This window comes from Nitrospirota bacterium (assembly GCA_016214845.1).
Classification (GTDB): Bacteria; Nitrospirota; Thermodesulfovibrionia; order UBA6902; family UBA6902; genus SURF-23.
The window spans coordinates 188,346-207,046 of the sequence record JACRMS010000026.1 but is presented as its reverse complement, the minus strand read 5'-3'; the positions used below and the strand labels follow the sequence as shown (position 1 = coordinate 207,046).

At 44.1% G+C, this 18,701-nt stretch carries 15 protein-coding genes; 13 read left to right on the top strand and 2 right to left on the bottom strand.

Annotation, left to right across the window (positions count from 1 at the left end):
• Window positions 1–35: 35 nt before the first annotated feature.
• The 13 genes from fliF to HZB61_08680 all read left to right on the top strand — a co-directional run bounded on the left by fliF (window position 36) and on the right by HZB61_08680 (window position 17,697).
• A complete protein-coding gene (gene fliF / locus HZB61_08740) occupies window positions 36–1,595 on the top strand; it encodes a flagellar M-ring protein FliF (GenBank protein MBI5056687.1) in 1,560 nt (519 codons plus the stop codon).
• The gene (gene fliG, locus HZB61_08735) at window positions 1,596–2,582 is read left to right on the top strand and encodes a flagellar motor switch protein FliG (protein ID MBI5056686.1); all 987 of its coding nucleotides are present in this window, start codon (window positions 1,596–1,598) and stop codon (window positions 2,580–2,582) included.
• Complete coding sequence (locus tag HZB61_08730) at window positions 2,575–3,225, top strand: hypothetical protein (GenBank protein MBI5056685.1); 651 nt, start codon at window positions 2,575–2,577, stop codon at window positions 3,223–3,225. The genes fliG and HZB61_08730 overlap by 8 nt, the downstream gene beginning before the upstream one ends.
• 50 nt (window positions 3,226–3,275) lie before the next feature.
• A complete protein-coding gene (locus tag HZB61_08725) occupies window positions 3,276–4,607 on the top strand; it encodes a FliI/YscN family ATPase (protein MBI5056684.1) in 1,332 nt (443 codons plus the stop codon).
• On the top strand, window positions 4,600–5,037 hold the full coding sequence (fliJ, locus tag HZB61_08720) for a flagellar export protein FliJ (protein ID MBI5056683.1): 438 nt from the start codon (window positions 4,600–4,602) through the stop codon (window positions 5,035–5,037). Before HZB61_08725 ends, fliJ begins: the two co-directional genes overlap by 8 nt.
• Window positions 5,034–5,480, top strand: coding sequence for a hypothetical protein (locus HZB61_08715; GenBank protein ID MBI5056682.1), 447 nt, complete (start codon window positions 5,034–5,036; stop codon window positions 5,478–5,480). The genes fliJ and HZB61_08715 overlap by 4 nt, the downstream gene beginning before the upstream one ends.
• A gap of 279 nt (window positions 5,481–5,759) precedes the next feature.
• On the top strand, window positions 5,760–7,208 hold the full coding sequence (locus HZB61_08710; GenBank protein ID MBI5056681.1) for a B12-binding domain-containing radical SAM protein: 1,449 nt from the start codon (window positions 5,760–5,762) through the stop codon (window positions 7,206–7,208).
• 32 nt (window positions 7,209–7,240) lie between these two features.
• Window positions 7,241–8,635, top strand: a complete 1,395-nt coding sequence (locus HZB61_08705) for an FAD-dependent oxidoreductase (protein ID MBI5056680.1) — start codon at window positions 7,241–7,243, stop codon at window positions 8,633–8,635.
• 83 nt (window positions 8,636–8,718) lie between these two features.
• Window positions 8,719–9,417 carry a class I SAM-dependent methyltransferase gene (locus HZB61_08700; protein ID MBI5056679.1) on the top strand — a complete coding sequence of 233 codons (699 nt, stop codon included), beginning with the start codon at window positions 8,719–8,721 and terminating at the stop codon, window positions 9,415–9,417.
• A 114-nt stretch (window positions 9,418–9,531) separates the two neighbouring features.
• Window positions 9,532–11,118: a glycosyltransferase family 39 protein gene (locus HZB61_08695; GenBank protein MBI5056678.1), complete on the top strand. Its 1,587-nt coding sequence runs from the start codon at window positions 9,532–9,534 to the stop codon at window positions 11,116–11,118.
• Between the two features lie 261 nt (window positions 11,119–11,379).
• Entirely contained in the window at window positions 11,380–13,455 is a 2,076-nt protein-coding gene (locus tag HZB61_08690) for an O-antigen ligase family protein (protein ID MBI5056677.1), read from the top strand.
• A gap of 85 nt (window positions 13,456–13,540) precedes the next feature.
• Entirely contained in the window at window positions 13,541–15,622 is a 2,082-nt protein-coding gene (locus HZB61_08685; GenBank protein MBI5056676.1) for a hypothetical protein, read from the top strand.
• A 188-nt stretch (window positions 15,623–15,810) separates the two neighbouring features.
• Complete coding sequence (locus tag HZB61_08680; protein MBI5056675.1) at window positions 15,811–17,697, top strand: alkaline phosphatase family protein; 1,887 nt, start codon at window positions 15,811–15,813, stop codon at window positions 17,695–17,697.
• Window positions 17,698–17,745: 48 nt separating this feature from the next.
• Here the strand turns inward: HZB61_08680 and HZB61_08675 are convergent, their stop codons facing one another.
• Entirely contained in the window at window positions 17,746–18,234 is a 489-nt protein-coding gene (locus HZB61_08675) for a hypothetical protein (protein ID MBI5056674.1), read from the bottom strand.
• A 30-nt stretch (window positions 18,235–18,264) separates the two neighbouring features.
• A complete protein-coding gene (locus tag HZB61_08670) occupies window positions 18,265–18,531 on the bottom strand; it encodes a hypothetical protein (protein ID MBI5056673.1) in 267 nt (88 codons plus the stop codon).
• Between the last annotated feature and the right edge of the window lie 170 nt (window positions 18,532–18,701).

The window sequence follows — 18,701 nt, the reverse complement described above, 5'->3', positions numbered from 1 at the left end:
ATAAAAGAAGATATAGAGGGATTCAAGGAGAATGAATGGCGGCTATCGACAATGTTTTTGAAAATTTAAAATCCTGGCCTGCTTCAAAAAAGACCGCGGCCCTGGCAGTGCTGGTGATAAGCATTGCCGGAATAATCCTCCTGATGTCATGGATGCAGAGGGTCGATTATCAGGTCCTGTATTCAAACCTTTCAGAAGAAGACGCGGGGAAGATCGTCCAGGCATTACAGGAAAAGAAGATACCGTATAAAGTTGGCGACGGCGGCGCTGTGCTTGTTGCCTCGGACAAGGTTTACGACACAAGGCTCCAGCTTGCCTCGCAGGGCCTTCCGCAGGGCGGCGGCGTAGGATTTGAAATATTTGATAATACAACTTTTACAACAAGCGAGTTTGTCCAGAAGCTCAATTACAGGAGGGCGCTTGAAGGGGAACTCTCCCGGACCATCCGCTCTCTCGCGAGCGTGCAGCAGTGCAGGGTGCATCTGGTGGTGCCCGATAAATCCGTGTTCGCCTTTCAGCAGGAGAAGCAGGATGCCACAGCCGCGGTTTTTCTGACCCTTAAGCAGGGAAGGAAACCCAGCAGCAGTGAAGTGGACGGCATAATTCACCTTGTGGCAAGCAGCGTGGAAGGACTGAACCCCGAAAATATCACCGTTGTCGACAGCAAAGGCGATCTCCTTCAGAAACCCACTAATGACAGCATGCTCAGCCTCAGCGGGTCACAGATGGAGTACCAGCACAGTTATGAATCGAACATCGCGCAAAAGATCGTCAGCATTCTTGAACCCGTTGCAGGCAGAGGCAAGGTGAAGGCGAAAGTTTCCGCTGCGTTTGATTTCACAAAGAGCGAAAGGACCGAAGAGAAGTTTGATCCCGAAGGAGTTGTTGTAAGGAGCGAGCAGAAGAGCTCTGAAAAGTCCACCTCCGGCACGCCTGCCGGCATCCCCGGCACCGCATCCAATCTGCCCGGCGGGGCAGCCCCGCAGTATGCAGGCTCACAGGGACAATCCTCAAAGCAGGATGAAACGATCAATTACGAAACGAGCAAGACCGTTACCCACGTAGTTGAATCACCGGTTTCGCTTGAGAGGATGACGGTGGCGATACTTGTTGACGGCATTCTCCCGTCGCAGCAGGGGGCGGTGGAAAACGCGAAACAATACGTCCAGCGCTCTGAAGAAGATGTTAAGTATTATGAAGACATAGTTAAAAAGACCGTTGGCTTCACCTCCGACAGGGGAGACGAGATCAGCGTGAAGGTCATGCCGTTCAGGGAAATGGCGGTTGAGGACGCCAAAGACGCTCCGAGGGAAATTATGCCGATCGTCATGAGTGTTTCGAAATACCTCATACCGGTTGCCGTTGCCTTATTGTTCTTCCTCTTTGTTGTCCGTCCTCTGATGAAGACGCTTTCATCGATGCCGGTCAGGCAGCAGCAGTCTTATCCCGGAGGCGCAGCAGGGGCAGCAAACGCCCTGGATGAAAGCCCGCTGCAGGCCAAAGAGATACCGCTTGAAAAGAAGGTCATAGACTGGGCGAACAAAAACCCGCAGCAGGCGGCTGTGCTGGTGAAGGGCTGGCTTGAGGAAAAATAGATGGCGATGAACGGGTATGAGAAAGCAGCCATATTTTTAAGCGCCGTAGGCGAGGAGACGGCGTCACAGATTTTAAAAGGCCTCGACCCGGAAGTCATAGGTAAAATCACCTCGTACATGTCGCGCATGAAAAGGTCCGACCGCACGAAGATAGAGAGCGTTTTTATTGAAACACTGGAAAAGGTAAGCAGCGGCGACATAACCCAGGTCGGAGGCGAGGAATATGTGAAAAAGATTTTGACCAAAGGGCTTGGAAACGCCGATGCCGAGAAAATCCTCGAGATGGTATCTAAAGAGAGCCCGCTGGAATCATTGAAATGGGTAAACCCCAAGATCCTTTCAAGCTTTCTCGTGACTGAACATCCCCAGACCATCGCCCTGATTTTATGTCTTCTTGATTCAGAGCAGGCGGCCGCAATTATGGAGGCGCTGCCGGAGCATGTAAGGGCTGATGTTGCGCTCAGGGTCGCGACAACCGAGAGGATACCTGACAGCGCGCTTGAAGAAATAGAGGAGGTGCTTAAAGGACAACTGGATATTGGCAAGGGGAACCAGGGAAAGTCCTTTCAAGGCACAAAGGTAATTGCCGAGATATTAAACCACTGTGAAAGGACCACAGAGCAGAAGATACTCGGCAACATAGAAGGCAGGGACAACGCGATGGCGGATTCGATCAGAGAGCTTATGCTGGTGTTTGATGACCTTGAGAAGATAGATGACAGGGGGATCCAGCTCATATTGAAAGAGATCACCACCGAGGACCTCACGCTTGCTTTAAAAACAGCTACCGACACATTTAAGCAAAAGATCTTCAAGAATATGTCTCAGAGGGCGGTGCAGATTTTGAAGGAAGAGATGGAGACAAGGGGCCCTGTGAAGGTGTCCGATGTTGAGAAGTCACAGCAGAACATCGTCAAGATCGCAAGGAAGCTTGATGAGGAAGGCAAGGTTGTGATAGCGGGAAGGGGCAAGGAAGAATTTGTTTAAGGCGAGGATTCCAAAGCACACCGAGGCGTCTGTTTTCACTATGCCGGCCCTTGAAGAAGACAGGAGGCCGTTAAGCCGTGAATCAATTATGCAGAGGTCGGAAGAGATCCAGAGAAGGGCATATGAAGACGGTTTCGCGGCAGGCGAGAAGGCCGGTTATGCGGGCGGGGAGCAAAAGGCCCTTGTCCTTATTGAGGGGCTTGAAAAGATCATTGATGAGATAACGACGGTCAAAGATAACCTTGCTGAAGCGCTTGAGCAGCAGTCAGTCGACCTTGCGGTTGCAATAGCGAAGAAAATAATTATTGAGGAGATAAAAACAAGGCCGGAAATTATTATTGCGATGGTAAAGGAAGCCCTGAAGAAATTGCAGCGTACGGGCGTCATCACAATTAAAATTAATCCCGCGCTGCATGAACTGTTCATTAAGAAAAAACAGGAACTGGTTGACATCCATCAGGACATAGTCTTTGAAGTGATTTCCAGTGTGCCGGTTATGGGACCTCTTGTGATAAGTAAGACCGAGGAAGTAGTAACGGACATTGATTCGCTTCTGGCAAAAGTTGTGGAAGAAATGAAGGCTGTTACTGCTGCAAAGGGCAAAGGGCAGAGGGCAAAAAGTAAAACAGAAAGTAATGAATGAGCTAATGACTTTTAGCTGTTAGCTCGTAGCTTTTAGCTTATTTCTAACTTATGATTAACATCGATCTGGCACAATACATATCTGCTGTTGAGAATTCAGACCCGCTGAAGGTCTACGGAAGGATAGTGGAGATAACCGGGCTTACCATCAAGGCAACCGGGCTTGATGTGAGCATCGGAGAATCGTGCAGGATTTATTCTGAAAATTCTCCTTCCGTAGAAGCGGAGGTTGTCGGTTTTAAAGAAGGACAGGTCATCCTCATGGCTACCGGCGAGATTTCCGGCATAAGGCACGGCAGCCGGGTATTGCCGCTTGGGAAGAATGTTTCGGTAAAGGTTTGTGATGAACTTGTAGGAAGGGTGCTTGACGCGGCTGGCAGGCCGATAGACGGAAAGGGACACATAGACGGGATGGATTATCTGCTTTATAAAACATCGCCGCATCCGCTGACAAGACAAATGATCGAAGAGCCGATAGATATCGGCATCCGGACAATTAACGGCCTGCTCACTTGCGGCAAGGGGCAAAGGGTCGGGATAATGGCAGGCTCGGGCGTCGGGAAAAGCGTGCTGTTAGGCATGATCGCGAAATATTCTGAGGCAGCGGTCAATGTGATAGCGCTGATCGGTGAAAGGAGCCGCGAGGTCAGGGAGTTTATTGACAAGAACCTTGGAGAAGAAGGATTGAGAAAGTCAGTTGTGGTCGTCTCTACTTCAGAGCAGACCCCGCTTGCAAAGGTAAGGGGCGCTTTCACAGCCACCGCGATAGCGGAATATTTCAGGGACTGCGGAAAGAACGTCCTGCTCCTGATGGATTCGCTGACGCGCGTCGCTATGGCGCAAAGGGAAGTCGGTCTCGCTGTAGGAGAGCCGCCGACAACAAGAGGCTACACCCCTTCGGTATTTGCGCTTCTTCCGAAACTGCTCGAAAGGGTCGGCACTTCGGAAGGCGCGGGCAGCATTACGGGCCTTTACACAGTCCTTGTTGAAGGAGACGATATGCTGGAGCCTGTAGCGGACATGTCGAGGGCGATACTCGACGGGCACATAGTATTATCGAGAGACCTCGCGATGGAGAACCATTATCCCTCCATAGACGTTTTGCAGTCCATCAGCAGGGTCATGCCCCATGTTATAGATGACAGGCACAGGGAATACGCCGGCAAGTTTATCGAGGCGCTGTCCGTATATAAAAAGTTTGAAGACATGATAAACCTCGGCGCATACAAGCACGGCTCGAACTTCAAGGTCGATTATTCAATAAAACTGATAGACAGGTTCAAGGGTTATCTCAGACAGGGCATGAATGAGCGGATAGATTTCGCCGACAGCATACAGGGATTATATTTTATCTTTGATCAAATGGAGAAGGAAAATGCCTAAACAGAAGACGATCTCAAAGATATTGAAATTAAAAGACAGCAAGAAGAAAGAAGTTGAAATGGAGGTAAAGAAAGCGGCTGATAAAGTCGATGAAGAGAACACCAAACTTCAGTCCCTTGAAAATAATTTTACCGACATGCTCAGGTTCTTTAACGAGAAGCAGGAGGAAGGCTCTCTGGACGCGAACAACCTGATCTCGTGTTATGACTTTTTTTCACGCATTAACGGAAAAATAATTGAACAGAAAAAAGTCCACGCGCAGTGCCAGGATGAACTTACCTGTTTAAAGGACACGCTTGTCACCGCGTACAAGGACAAAAAGGTGGTTGAGATACTGCATGAAAGGATCATCAAGCGTGAGCATAAGGAAAAATTGAACCTGGAACAGAAAGAAAATGATTTCTTCTCGATTTCAAGGAGGTTAAGATGAAAAAGTTAATATTTTGTATTATGGCCCTGTTTCTTCTATCGGTTACCGCATATGCTGAGGATGATGCGGCAGGCGGCATAGAGAAGCAGAAGCTTGAGCTTGCAAAGAAGGAAGAGATCATAAAACAGGAGACGGAACGGCTCAAGATATTAAAGAAAGAAGTGGAAGATGAGATAGCTAAGTATTCAAACATCCTGCAGCAGATCGAAAAGTCCCTGCAGATGGCGGAAGAGACGGGCAACAAGAGATTGAGGCACGTTGCAAAGGCCTATGAAGCCATGCCGCCTGAAGATGCGGCACAGAGGCTTGTCGGTCTCGACAATGAGACCGCGATCCAGATATTGCTAAAAATGGAGAGCAAAAAAGCCGGGCTTGTTATAGGAATGATGGATTCCAGAAAGGCAACGCTCCTGACAAAAGAGATAGCAAAGTTAAAGATGTAGTTATTAAAGGCTCACTACCCCCCTCTGGCCCCCTCCTTTATCAGGAGGGGGATTTTTTTAAATAGAGGGCAGTATTGTCAATAATCCTTATTTTGTGTTAAAATTTTTTTATATTCAGATGCAAATGCACATCATTTATCATCTCACACAAGTTGGTTTAGTTACGCTTATAATTATGTTTTTCCCAGCAGCTAACGTAATGAAAACATGAAAATCACCTTGATCAATCCCAACATAGTGTCTCAAAAAATAGATCTATCAGGGAGCGGAATTCCATATATGCCAATTGGGCTTGCATATCTTGCCGGCTATTTACGCAGTCAGAACCATGATATCCAGGTCATAGATGCATTCGGAGATGCTCCTGACCAGGTGAGAAGCAGCGGGAAGTATTATATCCAGGGACTAACGCCGGATCAAGTAACAGAGAAAATCCCCTCCGATATTCAGGTGGTCGGTTTTTATGCGCATCTTACAGTAACGCACAATATACTTTTGGAAATAATAGATTCTATCAAGAAAAGATTCCCGCATTGCGCTACTATTGTCCTTGAGAATATAAATAAAGTAAATTCTTATTCTCTCAGACAAGTGTACAAGGACTTTTTTGCTCATGGAATAGATTATGTGGTATTGGGTTACCTTGAACACCGAACACAGCGGCTTCTTGAATCAGTCCGGAATGGCGCATCAGTGCATGATCAGGACGGCGTGATCACAAAGGCTAATTGTGACAAGATTGTCCCGCCCCGCGATTTTACTAAAGACGCAAACCTGGATGATCTGCCTTTTCCGGCATGGGACCTGCTTCCATTACAGAATTACTGGCGCTTAGGTTATGCTCATGGCCCGCTTGCTTCAGATAAATATCTGCCCCTGCTGTCATCGCGAGGGTGCGCATATAACTGCGGATTCTGCATAATGCCTGAGGTAAGCGACAGAAAGTGGCAGGCGCGGTCTGCGAGGAACGTTGTTGATGAAATTGAATATTTTCAAAAAAAATATGGCGTGAATGAATTTCATTTCGAAGACGTAAATCCGACACTGAACAAGAAGCGGATAAAAGAATTCTGCCGCTTGTTGAATGAGCGGAATATACGCATTACATGGAAACTGGCCCAGGGCACAAAACTTGAATCGCTTGACAGCGAGGCCATAGATTTGATGGCAGGAGCAGGCTGTAACTATGTATCGATGTCTCCTGAATCAGGATCAAAGCGCATTTTGAAGTTGATGAATAAGCCCGTTGATATTGACCATGCGGTGGAGATGTTCAGCCTTATGAATCGAAAAGGCATATACACACAGGCATGTTTCGTACTCGGGTATCCTGGAGAAAATGACCCTGACCGTCAGCAAACCGCCGGGTTGGTGCGTCAGTTGGCGAAGGTGGGAGTTGACGAAGTGGCGCTTTTTATCATTACTCCAATGCCGGGTTCGCAAATATATCAGCAGTATCTGAATAAATTTCAAGACCTCAATCAACTAACGTTCACTCCTAAATGGAGAGATGATTACAGTACGGTTGCAAAATTCAGAAAGAGCATATACATTCAGTATATTTTCATCAAGATGTTTTATCATCCTGTGAGAATGTTTGGTTATGGCTGGGCCTTACTGAGCAGACGCTTTAAAACAAAAGTGGAGATGACCTTATTTCGTAAAATAAAAGTGGCCTGGCTTGCAAAAAATTATAAACGCAGCGCTAATAAACTCGCCTCATGTTAGCATTGTAAACCGCTAAGAAAGGAAGCTTGATAATGGGTGAAAAGAGCATAGTGATTACAGGGGCCGGTATTGCCGGACTGACATTGGCTTATAAATTATTGGAAACAGGCGTTAAGAATCCTGTAGTGATTGTAGAGAAAGAAGACAGGGTTGGAGGATTGGCACGCAGTTTCACTTACAATATCGGCTCAGATGCATTCATTTTCGATATTGGTCCTCACCGCTATCATTCTGATGACAAGGCTGTCATGGATTTTGTGCTGGAAATACTCGGGGATGACCATATTGAGATCGGAAGATTCAGCAGCGTCTGGATGTATGACCATTATCATAACTGGCCTTTAAAAATTAATACGGTTTTCAAATTGCCTTTCCTGCTTATGCTTAAATCAACTGTTGATTTACTGGTAAAGAAGACGGCGAAGACTGAAAGTTTTGAGGATTTTATTATTGAGAAGTATGGAGAAAGCCTCTACAAGGTTTTCTTTAAACCATACACCCAGAAATTTCTTAAATATGATTGCTCTCAGTTGCATTCAGACTGGGCCAAGACGGGCATTAATCGCGCTGTAATTGACAAGCGGGTAAAGGCAAGCAGTCTTATCGATGTGGTGCGTTCCACTTTAATGCCAAAAGCAGTGGACACGAAATTTATATATCCAAAGAGCGGGGGGAATGATGTATTTTGCCAGTATCTGGAACAGAAAATCAAAAAATTGGGCGGCCGTGTTTTGCTTTCCAGCACAGTCACTTCTATAAAGACTAATGACGGTTCCGTTGAAAGCGTAGTGGTAAACGACTCGGAGAAAATTGAAACCAAAAACCTGTTCTGGTCAGCGCCGATACCGGTCCTGTTGAAATTGTTAGGTGTTGATGATAAACTGCCGAGTGTTGAGTACCTCGCCCTCGTCCTTGCTAATTATATTATAGATGCCCCCCCGGAACAGCTTTTTCAGTGGTGCTACTACGGCACTGAAGATGCGCCTGTTTCGCGTATTGCTATCCCGACAATGTTTAATCCCAACCTCGCTCCTGAAGGGAAAAGCGGTTTATGCGTGGAATTGACATGTATGGAGGGTGACGGGATCTGGACACATCCCGAACGCATGGATGTGGTCATTGAGGAGTTCCTGATTAAGTCGAAACTTGTCGCGCGTTTTAATGACTTCATCGACGTTAAATTTGAACGTATCCCGAATGCCTATCCGATCTACACGCTCAATTATCCGCGCAAGATAAATTTGATTTCTGATGCGCTGCATAATTACAAGAATTTACTGAATTTCGGGCGCACCGGAGGTTTTTGGTACAACAACCAGGACCATTCCATCGCACAGGCAATGGAGATCGCCGGCCTCTACTTGAAGAATCCTGATGCCTTCGATCCCGTTAAGTATAAATTTGAGAGAGACTTTACCAAGGTCTAAGATATTTAAGGACACATATCAGATTGTTTTTCCAGAACAATAAGAAACAGGATACACATTATTCACGGCTTGTTCAGCAGCGCATGCCGACGCGGGGGATTTTCAGCTGCGGCTATTATGAGAGATTTGATCCGTTCATGCTGGACCGCAAACCCTTCATGGCGTCCGTGTATGACGAACTGTTTTCCAGGTTTTTGGGGAAGGCAGCCGGTAAAGTGCTCGACGTCGGCTGCGGGACGGGACTCTATTGGCCGGTTTTGGCAAAATACTGTGAACAAATTATCGGCCTTGATTATTCAGCGTCAATGATTTCTGAAGCTAAGAGACTCATTGAAGCGAAAGGATTAAAAAATATTGAAGCCCGCGTTCAAAGCGGGGAAGACATAGACATGCCGGATGAGAGCGTTGATACGATTTTATGTATGGATGTCCTCCATCACATACCAGACATCAAAAGATCTATTTTCCACTTTAACCGCGTGCTGAAACACGGCGGGCGGCTTTTAGCGGTAGAGCCCAATACCATAAATCCTCTCATTTTTATAGCCCACCTGATTCCATCCGAAGAACGCCTCGCTGTCGTGAGAAATTACGCGCCAGTCCTTCGCAGATTGTTTTCTCCTTATTTTAAAAATTTTCGTGTGGTTTATGTTAATTTTGTCGCGAGCGCTGATTCCGAACAACAATTGAAAAAGGTGGAGTCGGCAGGGAGGATAATTTCTTCAATACCTTTCCTGAGATCCTTAAGCCTGAGGCAGGCGATCATCATGGAAAAACGGTGACGGTAATTTTGATTTAGAGTAGAAGAAATGGGCATCGCGCTTTATAATATTGAAAACTTTTGTTAACTTTATTTATTTTTCTTCATCTTGAAATAAGATTGTAAGTGCCATGTTATGTTCCATAAGTTAAACTTACTATATAAATCCGACAGGTTTCCATGGATTATAATTTCATTCGGTATAATTTTCCGCATCGTCCAATACCTTCATAATTTCTCTCTTTATATAGATGAAGCAAGAGATACGGTTGCAGGTATACTTGGCAGGTCATTCTCTGGCTTGCTCGGCCCGCCTCCGGATATTTTCATACCTTCGCCGCCGCTCGGGTTTTTTGTAATCGAGAAGCTTGCCGTTCAGTTTATGGGAAACAGCGAATATGTGCTTCGCCTTTTTCCTCTCATTGCGGGGATAGTTTCCTTAGTCCTCTTTTATTACACTGCCAGACAATATATAAAAGGCAATGCCGTTACGGTTGCGCTTATACTGTTTGCTACATTAGAACCATTGATTTACTATTCATCTTCAGTCAGGCCCTATTCAAGCGATATAGCTGCTGCTCTCCTGGTATATATGACAGCTATGTATTTTCATTCAAACAGATTGTTTTTTCCCCGCGCTGTCGTATTTGCGGCGATAGGCTCCGTAGTGATATGGTTTTCCAGCACTTCAGTGTTCATCCTGGCCGGCGCCGGCGCCACTTTGGGCGTATGTTCTGTTATAAGGAAGGAATGGCAAAAGGCCGGCGCTTTATTAATGATTTACACATGCTGGTTGATCAGCTTTGCTTTTTGTTATTTTTTATACCTGAAGAACCTCACAAATGCCGAATGGTTTGTAAATACATTCGGGGGCGAGGAAGCCTTCGCGCCTTTTCCCCCTTTGTCTTTTTTCGGTATTGCGTGGTATATAAGAAGCTTCTTCAGGGTTTTCGATGAAACCGTTGGGATCTCTCTGTCGGGCATAGCGGCATTTGCGTTTATTACAGGCGGCATTTCAATTTTTTCCGAGAAGAAAGACAGGTTTTTTATCCTTATTTCCCCTGTTGTTTTTGTCCTGTTGGCTTCAAGCTTTTATATGTACCCATTCAGGCACAGAATGATATTATTTCTTGTGCCTCCCCTGCTGTTTTTTATCGCTGAAGGGGCGGAATATATAAGAGATAAAACCGCCCGGCATACACCAATAATCGGAACAGTGTTGATCGGGTTATTGTTGTTTTACCCGCTGCTTTCAGCTGCACACCACCTGTTCAAACCTGTTGTCCAGGAAGAAATCAAGCCGGCGATCAATTATGTTCGAAAGCATTGGCAGGAGGGAGATGTTCTGTATGTTCATTATCGCGCCCATCCTGTCTTTGAATACTATAAGAAAAAATACGGTTTTAACGACAAAGATTATATTGTCGGGATATACGCTGGTGAAAAGAATAATTTATGGGCCTTTTCAGTTGACTATTTAAACGCATACACTGATGATCTGGACCATCTTCATGGTAAAAAGAGGGTGTGGATACTTTTCACCGAGACACCTGTACTTAAAAAAGGCATAAATGAAAAAGTCTTTTTTGTATATTACTTAAATACTATAGGCAGGCAGATTGACTCCTTTGAGGGGGAGGGAGCAGCGGTTTATCTCTATGACCTGAGTGAAAAGGCGCCTCATCCAGTAGTAAAACAGAGAGAATTGCACTGGAATTTTTAGCGCGGACAAATGGTTTTCCATACTGTATATTATTCTGGCCATAGTTATAATAGTCCTTCTATTGTTTAGAACGTTATCAAATGTGAAATGTATATCACTAAATTAAAATCATTTTATATTCATGCCGTCAAGATACTTATTTTCCTGATTCCATTTTTGCCTCTCTTTGTGTCCGGGTCATTCATATTTCCATATATAGAAGGAAAGAATTATGCGTTCAGGATTATAGTGGAATCCGCTGCTGTTTTCTGGATAGGACTTATGATGCTTAGCGAAGAACACCGTCCCAAAACCTCACCTGTTTTTTTAGCGATCCTGGTTTTTACTTTTATCGCGGGACTTGCGGATTTGCTGGGAGTGAACCCTTATAAGAGTTTCTGGTCCGGTTATGAACGCATGGAGGGTTATATAACTATCCTTCATCTCGCCTTGTATTTCGTAATTATGAAAAGTGTTTTCAGGACCCAAAAGGATTGGACGCTGTACCTGAATATTGTTTTCCTGGCAAGTGTATGCGTCAGCACATATGTCTTATATCATAAATTGCTGCATGGCGAAGCGCTCAGGGAATACGGCACGATAGGACATCCGTCTTTTTTGGCCTCTTACCTGCTGCTGGCCGTTTTTATAGGATTAAGACTGCTCTTCAGCGTCCGAAGTGTTTTGTTAAGATGTTTATATCTGTCCGCTGTCTTTGCGGACATGCTGGCTATTTATTTTACGGCTACAAGAGGCGCTATTCTGGCTGTCTTTTGCGGCGTAATAGTTTTTAGTCTTTTTTATATTCTTGGAAAGACAAAAACATCCCGTGATAAGTTATACAGGAAGATTGCATTATCGGTCACCGGCATGGCCCTTCTCGCGCCCCTTATTATTTTATCTTTTTATGATGCCCCTCCGCTGCCTCAGGATTTAGAATTCCAAAGCACATTGCCCAGATTTGCGACGGCAACTGTAGACGCGTCTGTCACTTCAAGATTAGACGCATGGAAGGTGGCATGGGAGGGCATTAAGAAAAGGCCGGTCTTAGGCTGGGGGCAGGAAAACTTCATGAGCCTGTATTCGTTAAGGCCCATCCCTTACGGAGGGAGGAATTTCCTGGACAGGGCACATAATATTTTCCTGGATTGGCTGATTAATGCCGGAATAACCGGACTGCTTTCCTACCTGTCGATTTTTGGAATGTCTGTCTACGTCATTTGGTCTGCCCTTAGAAAAGGAGCTATTATCAAAATTGAAGCGGTTGTTCTTATAACTGCCCTTGCAGCTTATCTTGTACAAAACTTGTCAGTTTTTGATACTATTAATTCATACCTCGTTTTTTTTACTTTATTGGCATATATCGACAGCCTTCATGATCTTGAGAAACTGCCGCATCCTGATAGCTCCGCAAATATAAACGGTCTTCAGCTCAGGTCTCTATGCGCGGTTTCTCTTGCTCTGTTTTTAATTACGGCAACTGCATACTTTGTTAATTACAGGCCTATGCGGGAATCATACCTTACAAGTCGCATTATATCCGGTTTTAAGGAAAACAGATATAAGACTTTTTTGACTTTTTTAGACGATTTTAAAACAGCCCTGTCAATCGATACATTCGGCAGCACGGAAGTCCGTCGATTGATGTCCGCTATCTCGACTGGAATATTGGGAATAAAAGCCTTTGAGATAGAAGGGGCGTTGAAATTCATACAGATGTCGGCTGAAGAGGCAAAAAAATTGGTTGCGGATGATTTTTATAATTTGCAATACCGGATGGAGGTGGTAGACCTGTATCATGCTATCGCGGTCTATGAACCATCATTTATAAATAAGGCAGGGGCGCTCATTAAAGAGTGCATGATAATTGCACCTGAAAATCAATGGAATTATTTTGCCCTTGCTGATAATTTTATCCTTAAAAAGGACTATGAGAATGCTTTGTTATCAGTTAATAAAGCCGCGGCTATTAATCCGCAAAATGATACAGTTCAGTTGAAACTGGCGCTTGCAGGAATATTGACGTCGAAAAAAGCTGTAATAAATGATGCACTTGAAAATGTAAAAAAGCTCAGGAAGTCCAAAGAAGACGGCATTGCTTCAGGGTTATCAACAGATGAGCTTTTCGTTCTTATTGATGCCGCCAGAGAGACAGGAGATTATAAAATCGCGCTTCAATTTTATAAAAAGATTATAAAAAAATTTCCGGGTAACGCCCGATATCATTTTGATATTGCGGAAATTTATTTTGCGGCCGGCGATAAAGGTAACGCAATAAAGGAAGCTGAAAAGGCGGCAGAGCTTGACCCTTTAAATTTTTCCGATAAAGTAAATAAATATAGATTAGCTAATAACTGAATTTAAAAAACTTAAGTTGACATTTGAGATTTAATAACTTATAATTTTCAATCTTTCCTTTTATACAAAACCTGAAGGAGGCATAATGAAGCTGAGAAAAAGTAAACCTATCTTCTTGCTTATCGGAGCAATCATAATTTTATGTTCAGGCTTAATAATAATTAGTTGCGGAAACGATCCACAGCAAAAAGTGGCGGCAATTAATGCGGGCGATTTTGCGCTTGATTGCAGTCGCGCTACCGGCATTAATAAAGGCGAGAATATGTATAATTGTGGAGCTTTCGTTGAAGATCCGAAGCTTGCAACTTATGCTGCTATTAATGGGAAGGAGTTTACTGCTGAGGCATGGATAAAGAGAAAAACAAGCGGCGCTTTTAACGGCGGGATATTTTCGCGTTTTTCTGTGAACGGAGGTTTTTCAACGTATGTAAAAGACAATCAGCCCAAGTTTAGTGTCAAGGTTGGAAGCGTTTATTATAATGTATCCGCAAACGTTGATTTATCAGAAAATAATTGGACACATGTCGCGGGTGTGCTTGCTAATGCAGATCACAGTGCTGACCATGCAATCTGTCCGATAGATGAAAGTTTTTCTACCTCAATAAAGATAGACTCATCAAAGAAAGCCCATATTAGTTATTATAATGGTCATCTCAGGTATGCAACCAACGCCACAGGCTCCTGGGTCACATCTACAGTAGATGACAGCGCTGGGACTGTTGGAGACGTTGGCAGGTACTCATCTCTTGCGTTAGACTCAACAGGCAGCGCTTATATCAGCTATTATGATGCCACCACTGGAGACCTCAAGTCTGCGACAAACGCCTCAGGTTCATGGGCTAAAGCACTGGTAGACAATAGTGGAGATGTGGGCAAGTATTCATCCATTACAGTGGAGCCAACCAAACGAACCGGCGAAGATAACAATAGGGCCTATATCAGTTATTATGATGCTGCAGGAATACTTAAATATGCTACGTTTACGGGCACAGGTACCCCTCCAGTATGGTCGTGGTCAGCAGCAACTGCGGACAATACAGGCGGAGAAGATGTTGGTAAGTATTCGTCCATTGCGTTAGACTCAACAAACAGCGCTTACATCAGCTATTATGATGTCACTACTGGCGACCTAAAATACGCAACAAATGCAACTGGTTCGTGGGTACAAAAAACGTTAGAGAGCACTGGAAATGTAGGTCAGTATAGCTCCTTGTCTCGTATTGAATCATTTACACAATCGGGACAGAATGGCAATAAAGTCCACATCACTTATTATGATGTTGCCGGCATACTTAAATATGGTATATATAAACCTCAAGTTACAAGCTCTTCAGCAGCTTCATGGACAACTCAAGCAGTTGACAATCCCAGCGGTGTAGATGTCGGTAAGTATGAGTCTTCAGTGAAAGACTCAACCAATAAAATACACATCAGCTATTATGATGCCACCAATGGCGACCTCAAGTATGCAACATGCACATCGACAAGCGCATTTCCACCGGTAATAAACTGCGCTACAGCCGAAACAGTGGACAGTGCTGGAGATGTCGGTAAGTTCACATCCATTGCATTAGACTCTTCAGATAAAGCATATATCAGTTATTACGATGCCACTAATGGTAATCTAAAGTACGCGACAAACGCGTCAGGTTCATGGGTAACCCAAACAGTAGAAGCTAACGGTAGGAATACAACACCGCACATGGATATTTATGTAAATGGAGAATATAAGAATTGCGCCACGTTAGATTCACAGTTCATCGCTACTGACGACAGTAAGGAACTATACATAGGGATGATTCCCCAGGCTGAGGGCACGAAGGATGTGGACAAAAATGGTGACGGCGTTGCTGATGACTCGAACAACTGTGTCAAGGGGTTTGACGGGCTTTGTCATGATACAAGGTTCGACGGCGAAATCGATGAGGTAAGGTTCTGGACGGTTGCAAGGACACGGGCTGAGCTGCAGGAATGCATGAGTCAGCAACTTAATTTCTCCTTAGCTCCGTGTAAGATTGACTCAGATATATTGAAAGGCTATTGGCCTTTTAATGAAGGCGCCGATTCAACTGCTAATGACGTGTCAGGATATGGTTTTACGGGCACTATATACAGTCCTTATGGCGTTAAATGGACTGACGGCTGGGTGGGTGATAAACCTTTTTAGTCTTGGCTTATCCTAAAAGGGGACGGAACTTAATCCGTCCCTTTTTTATTTTTTGCAACTTTACTTTCAATAATTTCCTTTATTCTTCTTTGTCAAAAGAAAGAAAACATGTCCTGCTCTGATTGACACAAAAAATAGAATTAACTTACAATTGATTATCAAGTCTTGCAGAAGAGGAGCTAATATTTATGGACAATTCAGTGAAATTCACTGGAATTGCAAAATATAAACGAGTAATACTTCTCGGCTTTGACGGACTGGACCCTAAATTACTTTCTCATCTGATGCAGCGGGGTGACTTACCGAATTTTAATAAGCTCAGCCTGATGGGCACATTTTCTCCATTAGCTACGAGCAATCCTGCCCAAAGCCCGGTTGCATGGGCCTCAATAGCCACGGGCAATAACCCCGGTTATCATGGTGTTTTTGATTTTTTAAACCGCAGAGTGACTGACTATATGCCGCAGTTGGCTATATTGAAAATGAATCCTAAGAACGTCTTCGGAAAACGGGAAATGATGTTTTTGCCCGTGATGCAGGGAAATTCATTTTGGGATCACACTTCCGACAGCGGTATCCCTTCGACTATTTTAAAATGGCCGATGACCTTTCAACCAAAACAAAACAAGGCAAAGCTTTATGCAGGGCTTGGCGTCCCTGACATAAAAGGCGGTCTCGGTAAGTATGCATTTTATACCACAAGAGATATTACCAAAAATGAAGAAGGATTCGAGAAAGTCATAAAGGTTAAGCTTGAGGGGAATAATGTCAAGACATCTATCTCTGGCCCAAATATTACAAAGCTTACCTCAAGGGACACCGCAAAAGTTGATCTTGTTATAAGCGTAAATTCCGATAATTCAGGTATAGAGATGAACGTCGACGGCAAGAAAATAATGCTGAGACAAGGCGTGTGGAGCGATTGGATTGAATTGAAATTCAAGCTCGGGCTTATGAAAACAGTGTCAGGTATTGTTAAGTTTTATTTAAACAAAACCGCTCCGGAACTTGAGCTTTATATGACTGCGGTCCAGATAAACCCGAAGGACCCCGCATTTGTAATATCGAGTCCAGATGATTATATTAAGGAACTTGCCGGTGAAGTCGGACAATTTTATACCCTTGGTATGCCTGAGGACACGAAGGCCCTTGAAGAGGGAAGGATCGATGAGGAAGCTTTTATTGCAATGTGCGATGAAATAATCGCCGAACAGGAAAAGATGCTTTGGCATGAATTGACCAGATTTAAGGAAGGGCTGTTAGCTTCTGCTTTCTTTTCCACTGACAGAATACAGCATATTTTCTGGGTCACTAAAGACCCCGGGCATCCTCTTTATAATAAAGCGTATGCTGAAAAGTACGGACACGTCATTGATGATTATTACAGGAAAATGGATGTCATCCTTGGCGAAGTAATGAAACAGGTCGACGACAGAACAGCGTTTATGGTTTTTTCAGATCATGGCTTCGCAAGCTTTAGACGCGCTGTAAACATAAACTCATGGCTTGCACAGAACGGTTTTATGACTCTCAACCAAAAAGTCTCCGAAGATGATAAAGAAGGCGGCGGCTTATTTCAATACGTCGACTGGAAGAAAACAAAGGCATATGCCCTTGGTTTCGGCAGTATTTATTTAAACATTAAAGGAAGGGAGAAGCACGGCATAGTCGGAGCAGGAGCAGAGGCTGAATCAGTGGCCGGTCAGATTGCGGACAACCTTATACGTTTGACCGACACAAAAGACGGGCAGTCAGCCGTTAAGAATGTTTATAAAAATAAAATTATTTATTCCGGCGCCCAGGTCAATGAATCTCCCGATCTTGTGGTTGGATTTCAGGATGGCTACAGGGCGTCGTGGCAGACGGCCATTGGCGGCGCGCCTTCAGAGCTCATCATTGATAATTTAAAAAAATGGAGCGGAGACCATATAGTTGACCCTTCAGTTGTGCCGGGAATATTTCTCACTAATTTTATGACAAACAGCAATAGCCCAAGCCTTATGGATATTGCGCCTACTGTTTTGTCCTGTTTCGGTATGTCGGGATTTGATATGGAAGGGAATGCATTACTTTAAGAGTACTGAAACCTTGCCTTCTTCGCTCTGAAAAACTTCGGGAATTAATCAGGAGAGCTTTATCTTTTTCCTGCGTTTTAAACAGCGGTTGACTGCAAAGACTGCCCCGCCTGATATGAATAGAATCGAACTGACCGGTTCGGGAGTAACCGTGAAGCTATTGGCGCAGATGGTGTTCTCCCCGGGTGCTGAATAGAAAGCGTTTATGGTCCAGGTCCCCACTTTCGGGTTAATTGAATTCCAGTTATCCAGGCTAAGCATGATTTCATCTGAACCGCTTGTATTAAGCATCTCCTTAGAGTAGAACGTAGTAGTCCCATCAAGCGCCCACCAGGATACAATATTGCTTATGTTACTCGATGGGAGTTTCCAGTACAGATATGGAATCTCGTCTGGAGTGAATTCTGATCGTAGTGTTCCATAACTATCTGCTGTGTATGGTCCTGTACCGGGGCACGTGGGACAGGTTGACGCATTTAAGTTATTTGTCAGCGCTATTAATATAAGGCAGATAATTAAAAATATTTTCTTTAGCATGTCATTCAGATTTAAAAAAAGGGTTCAATATCAGTCTTTCTTATCTGTAATGATTTTTTGAGAGACTCGAATATTTGTAGACCCTGTTTTCATGATCTTTTTACCGTTCCCATTCCCATTGCCGTTACCATTGCCATTACCGTTCCCTTTTTTATAGATATCGCACATTTCGAAATTATTGGAACATAGATACACAGCCCGTTCAATGTCCTGGCTATTCATCTTTGCGCAGTAACAATCATCAAAGGGCTCATAAATAAAGGGACAGCGTGTCTTGTTTGTAGTTAGGTTCAACATATACCTCCTGTATGACAGGGGATATTGCAAGCTATATGCCAGAAGATTAGGGGAAAGGAGATGTTTAAATTATGAGTATAAAAACAAGAGGTTATATACGCAGATGTAGTTGATCAGATATATTTGAAAAGGTCAAAAAAATTTTTTGCACATGGGCATGCTGTCACAGA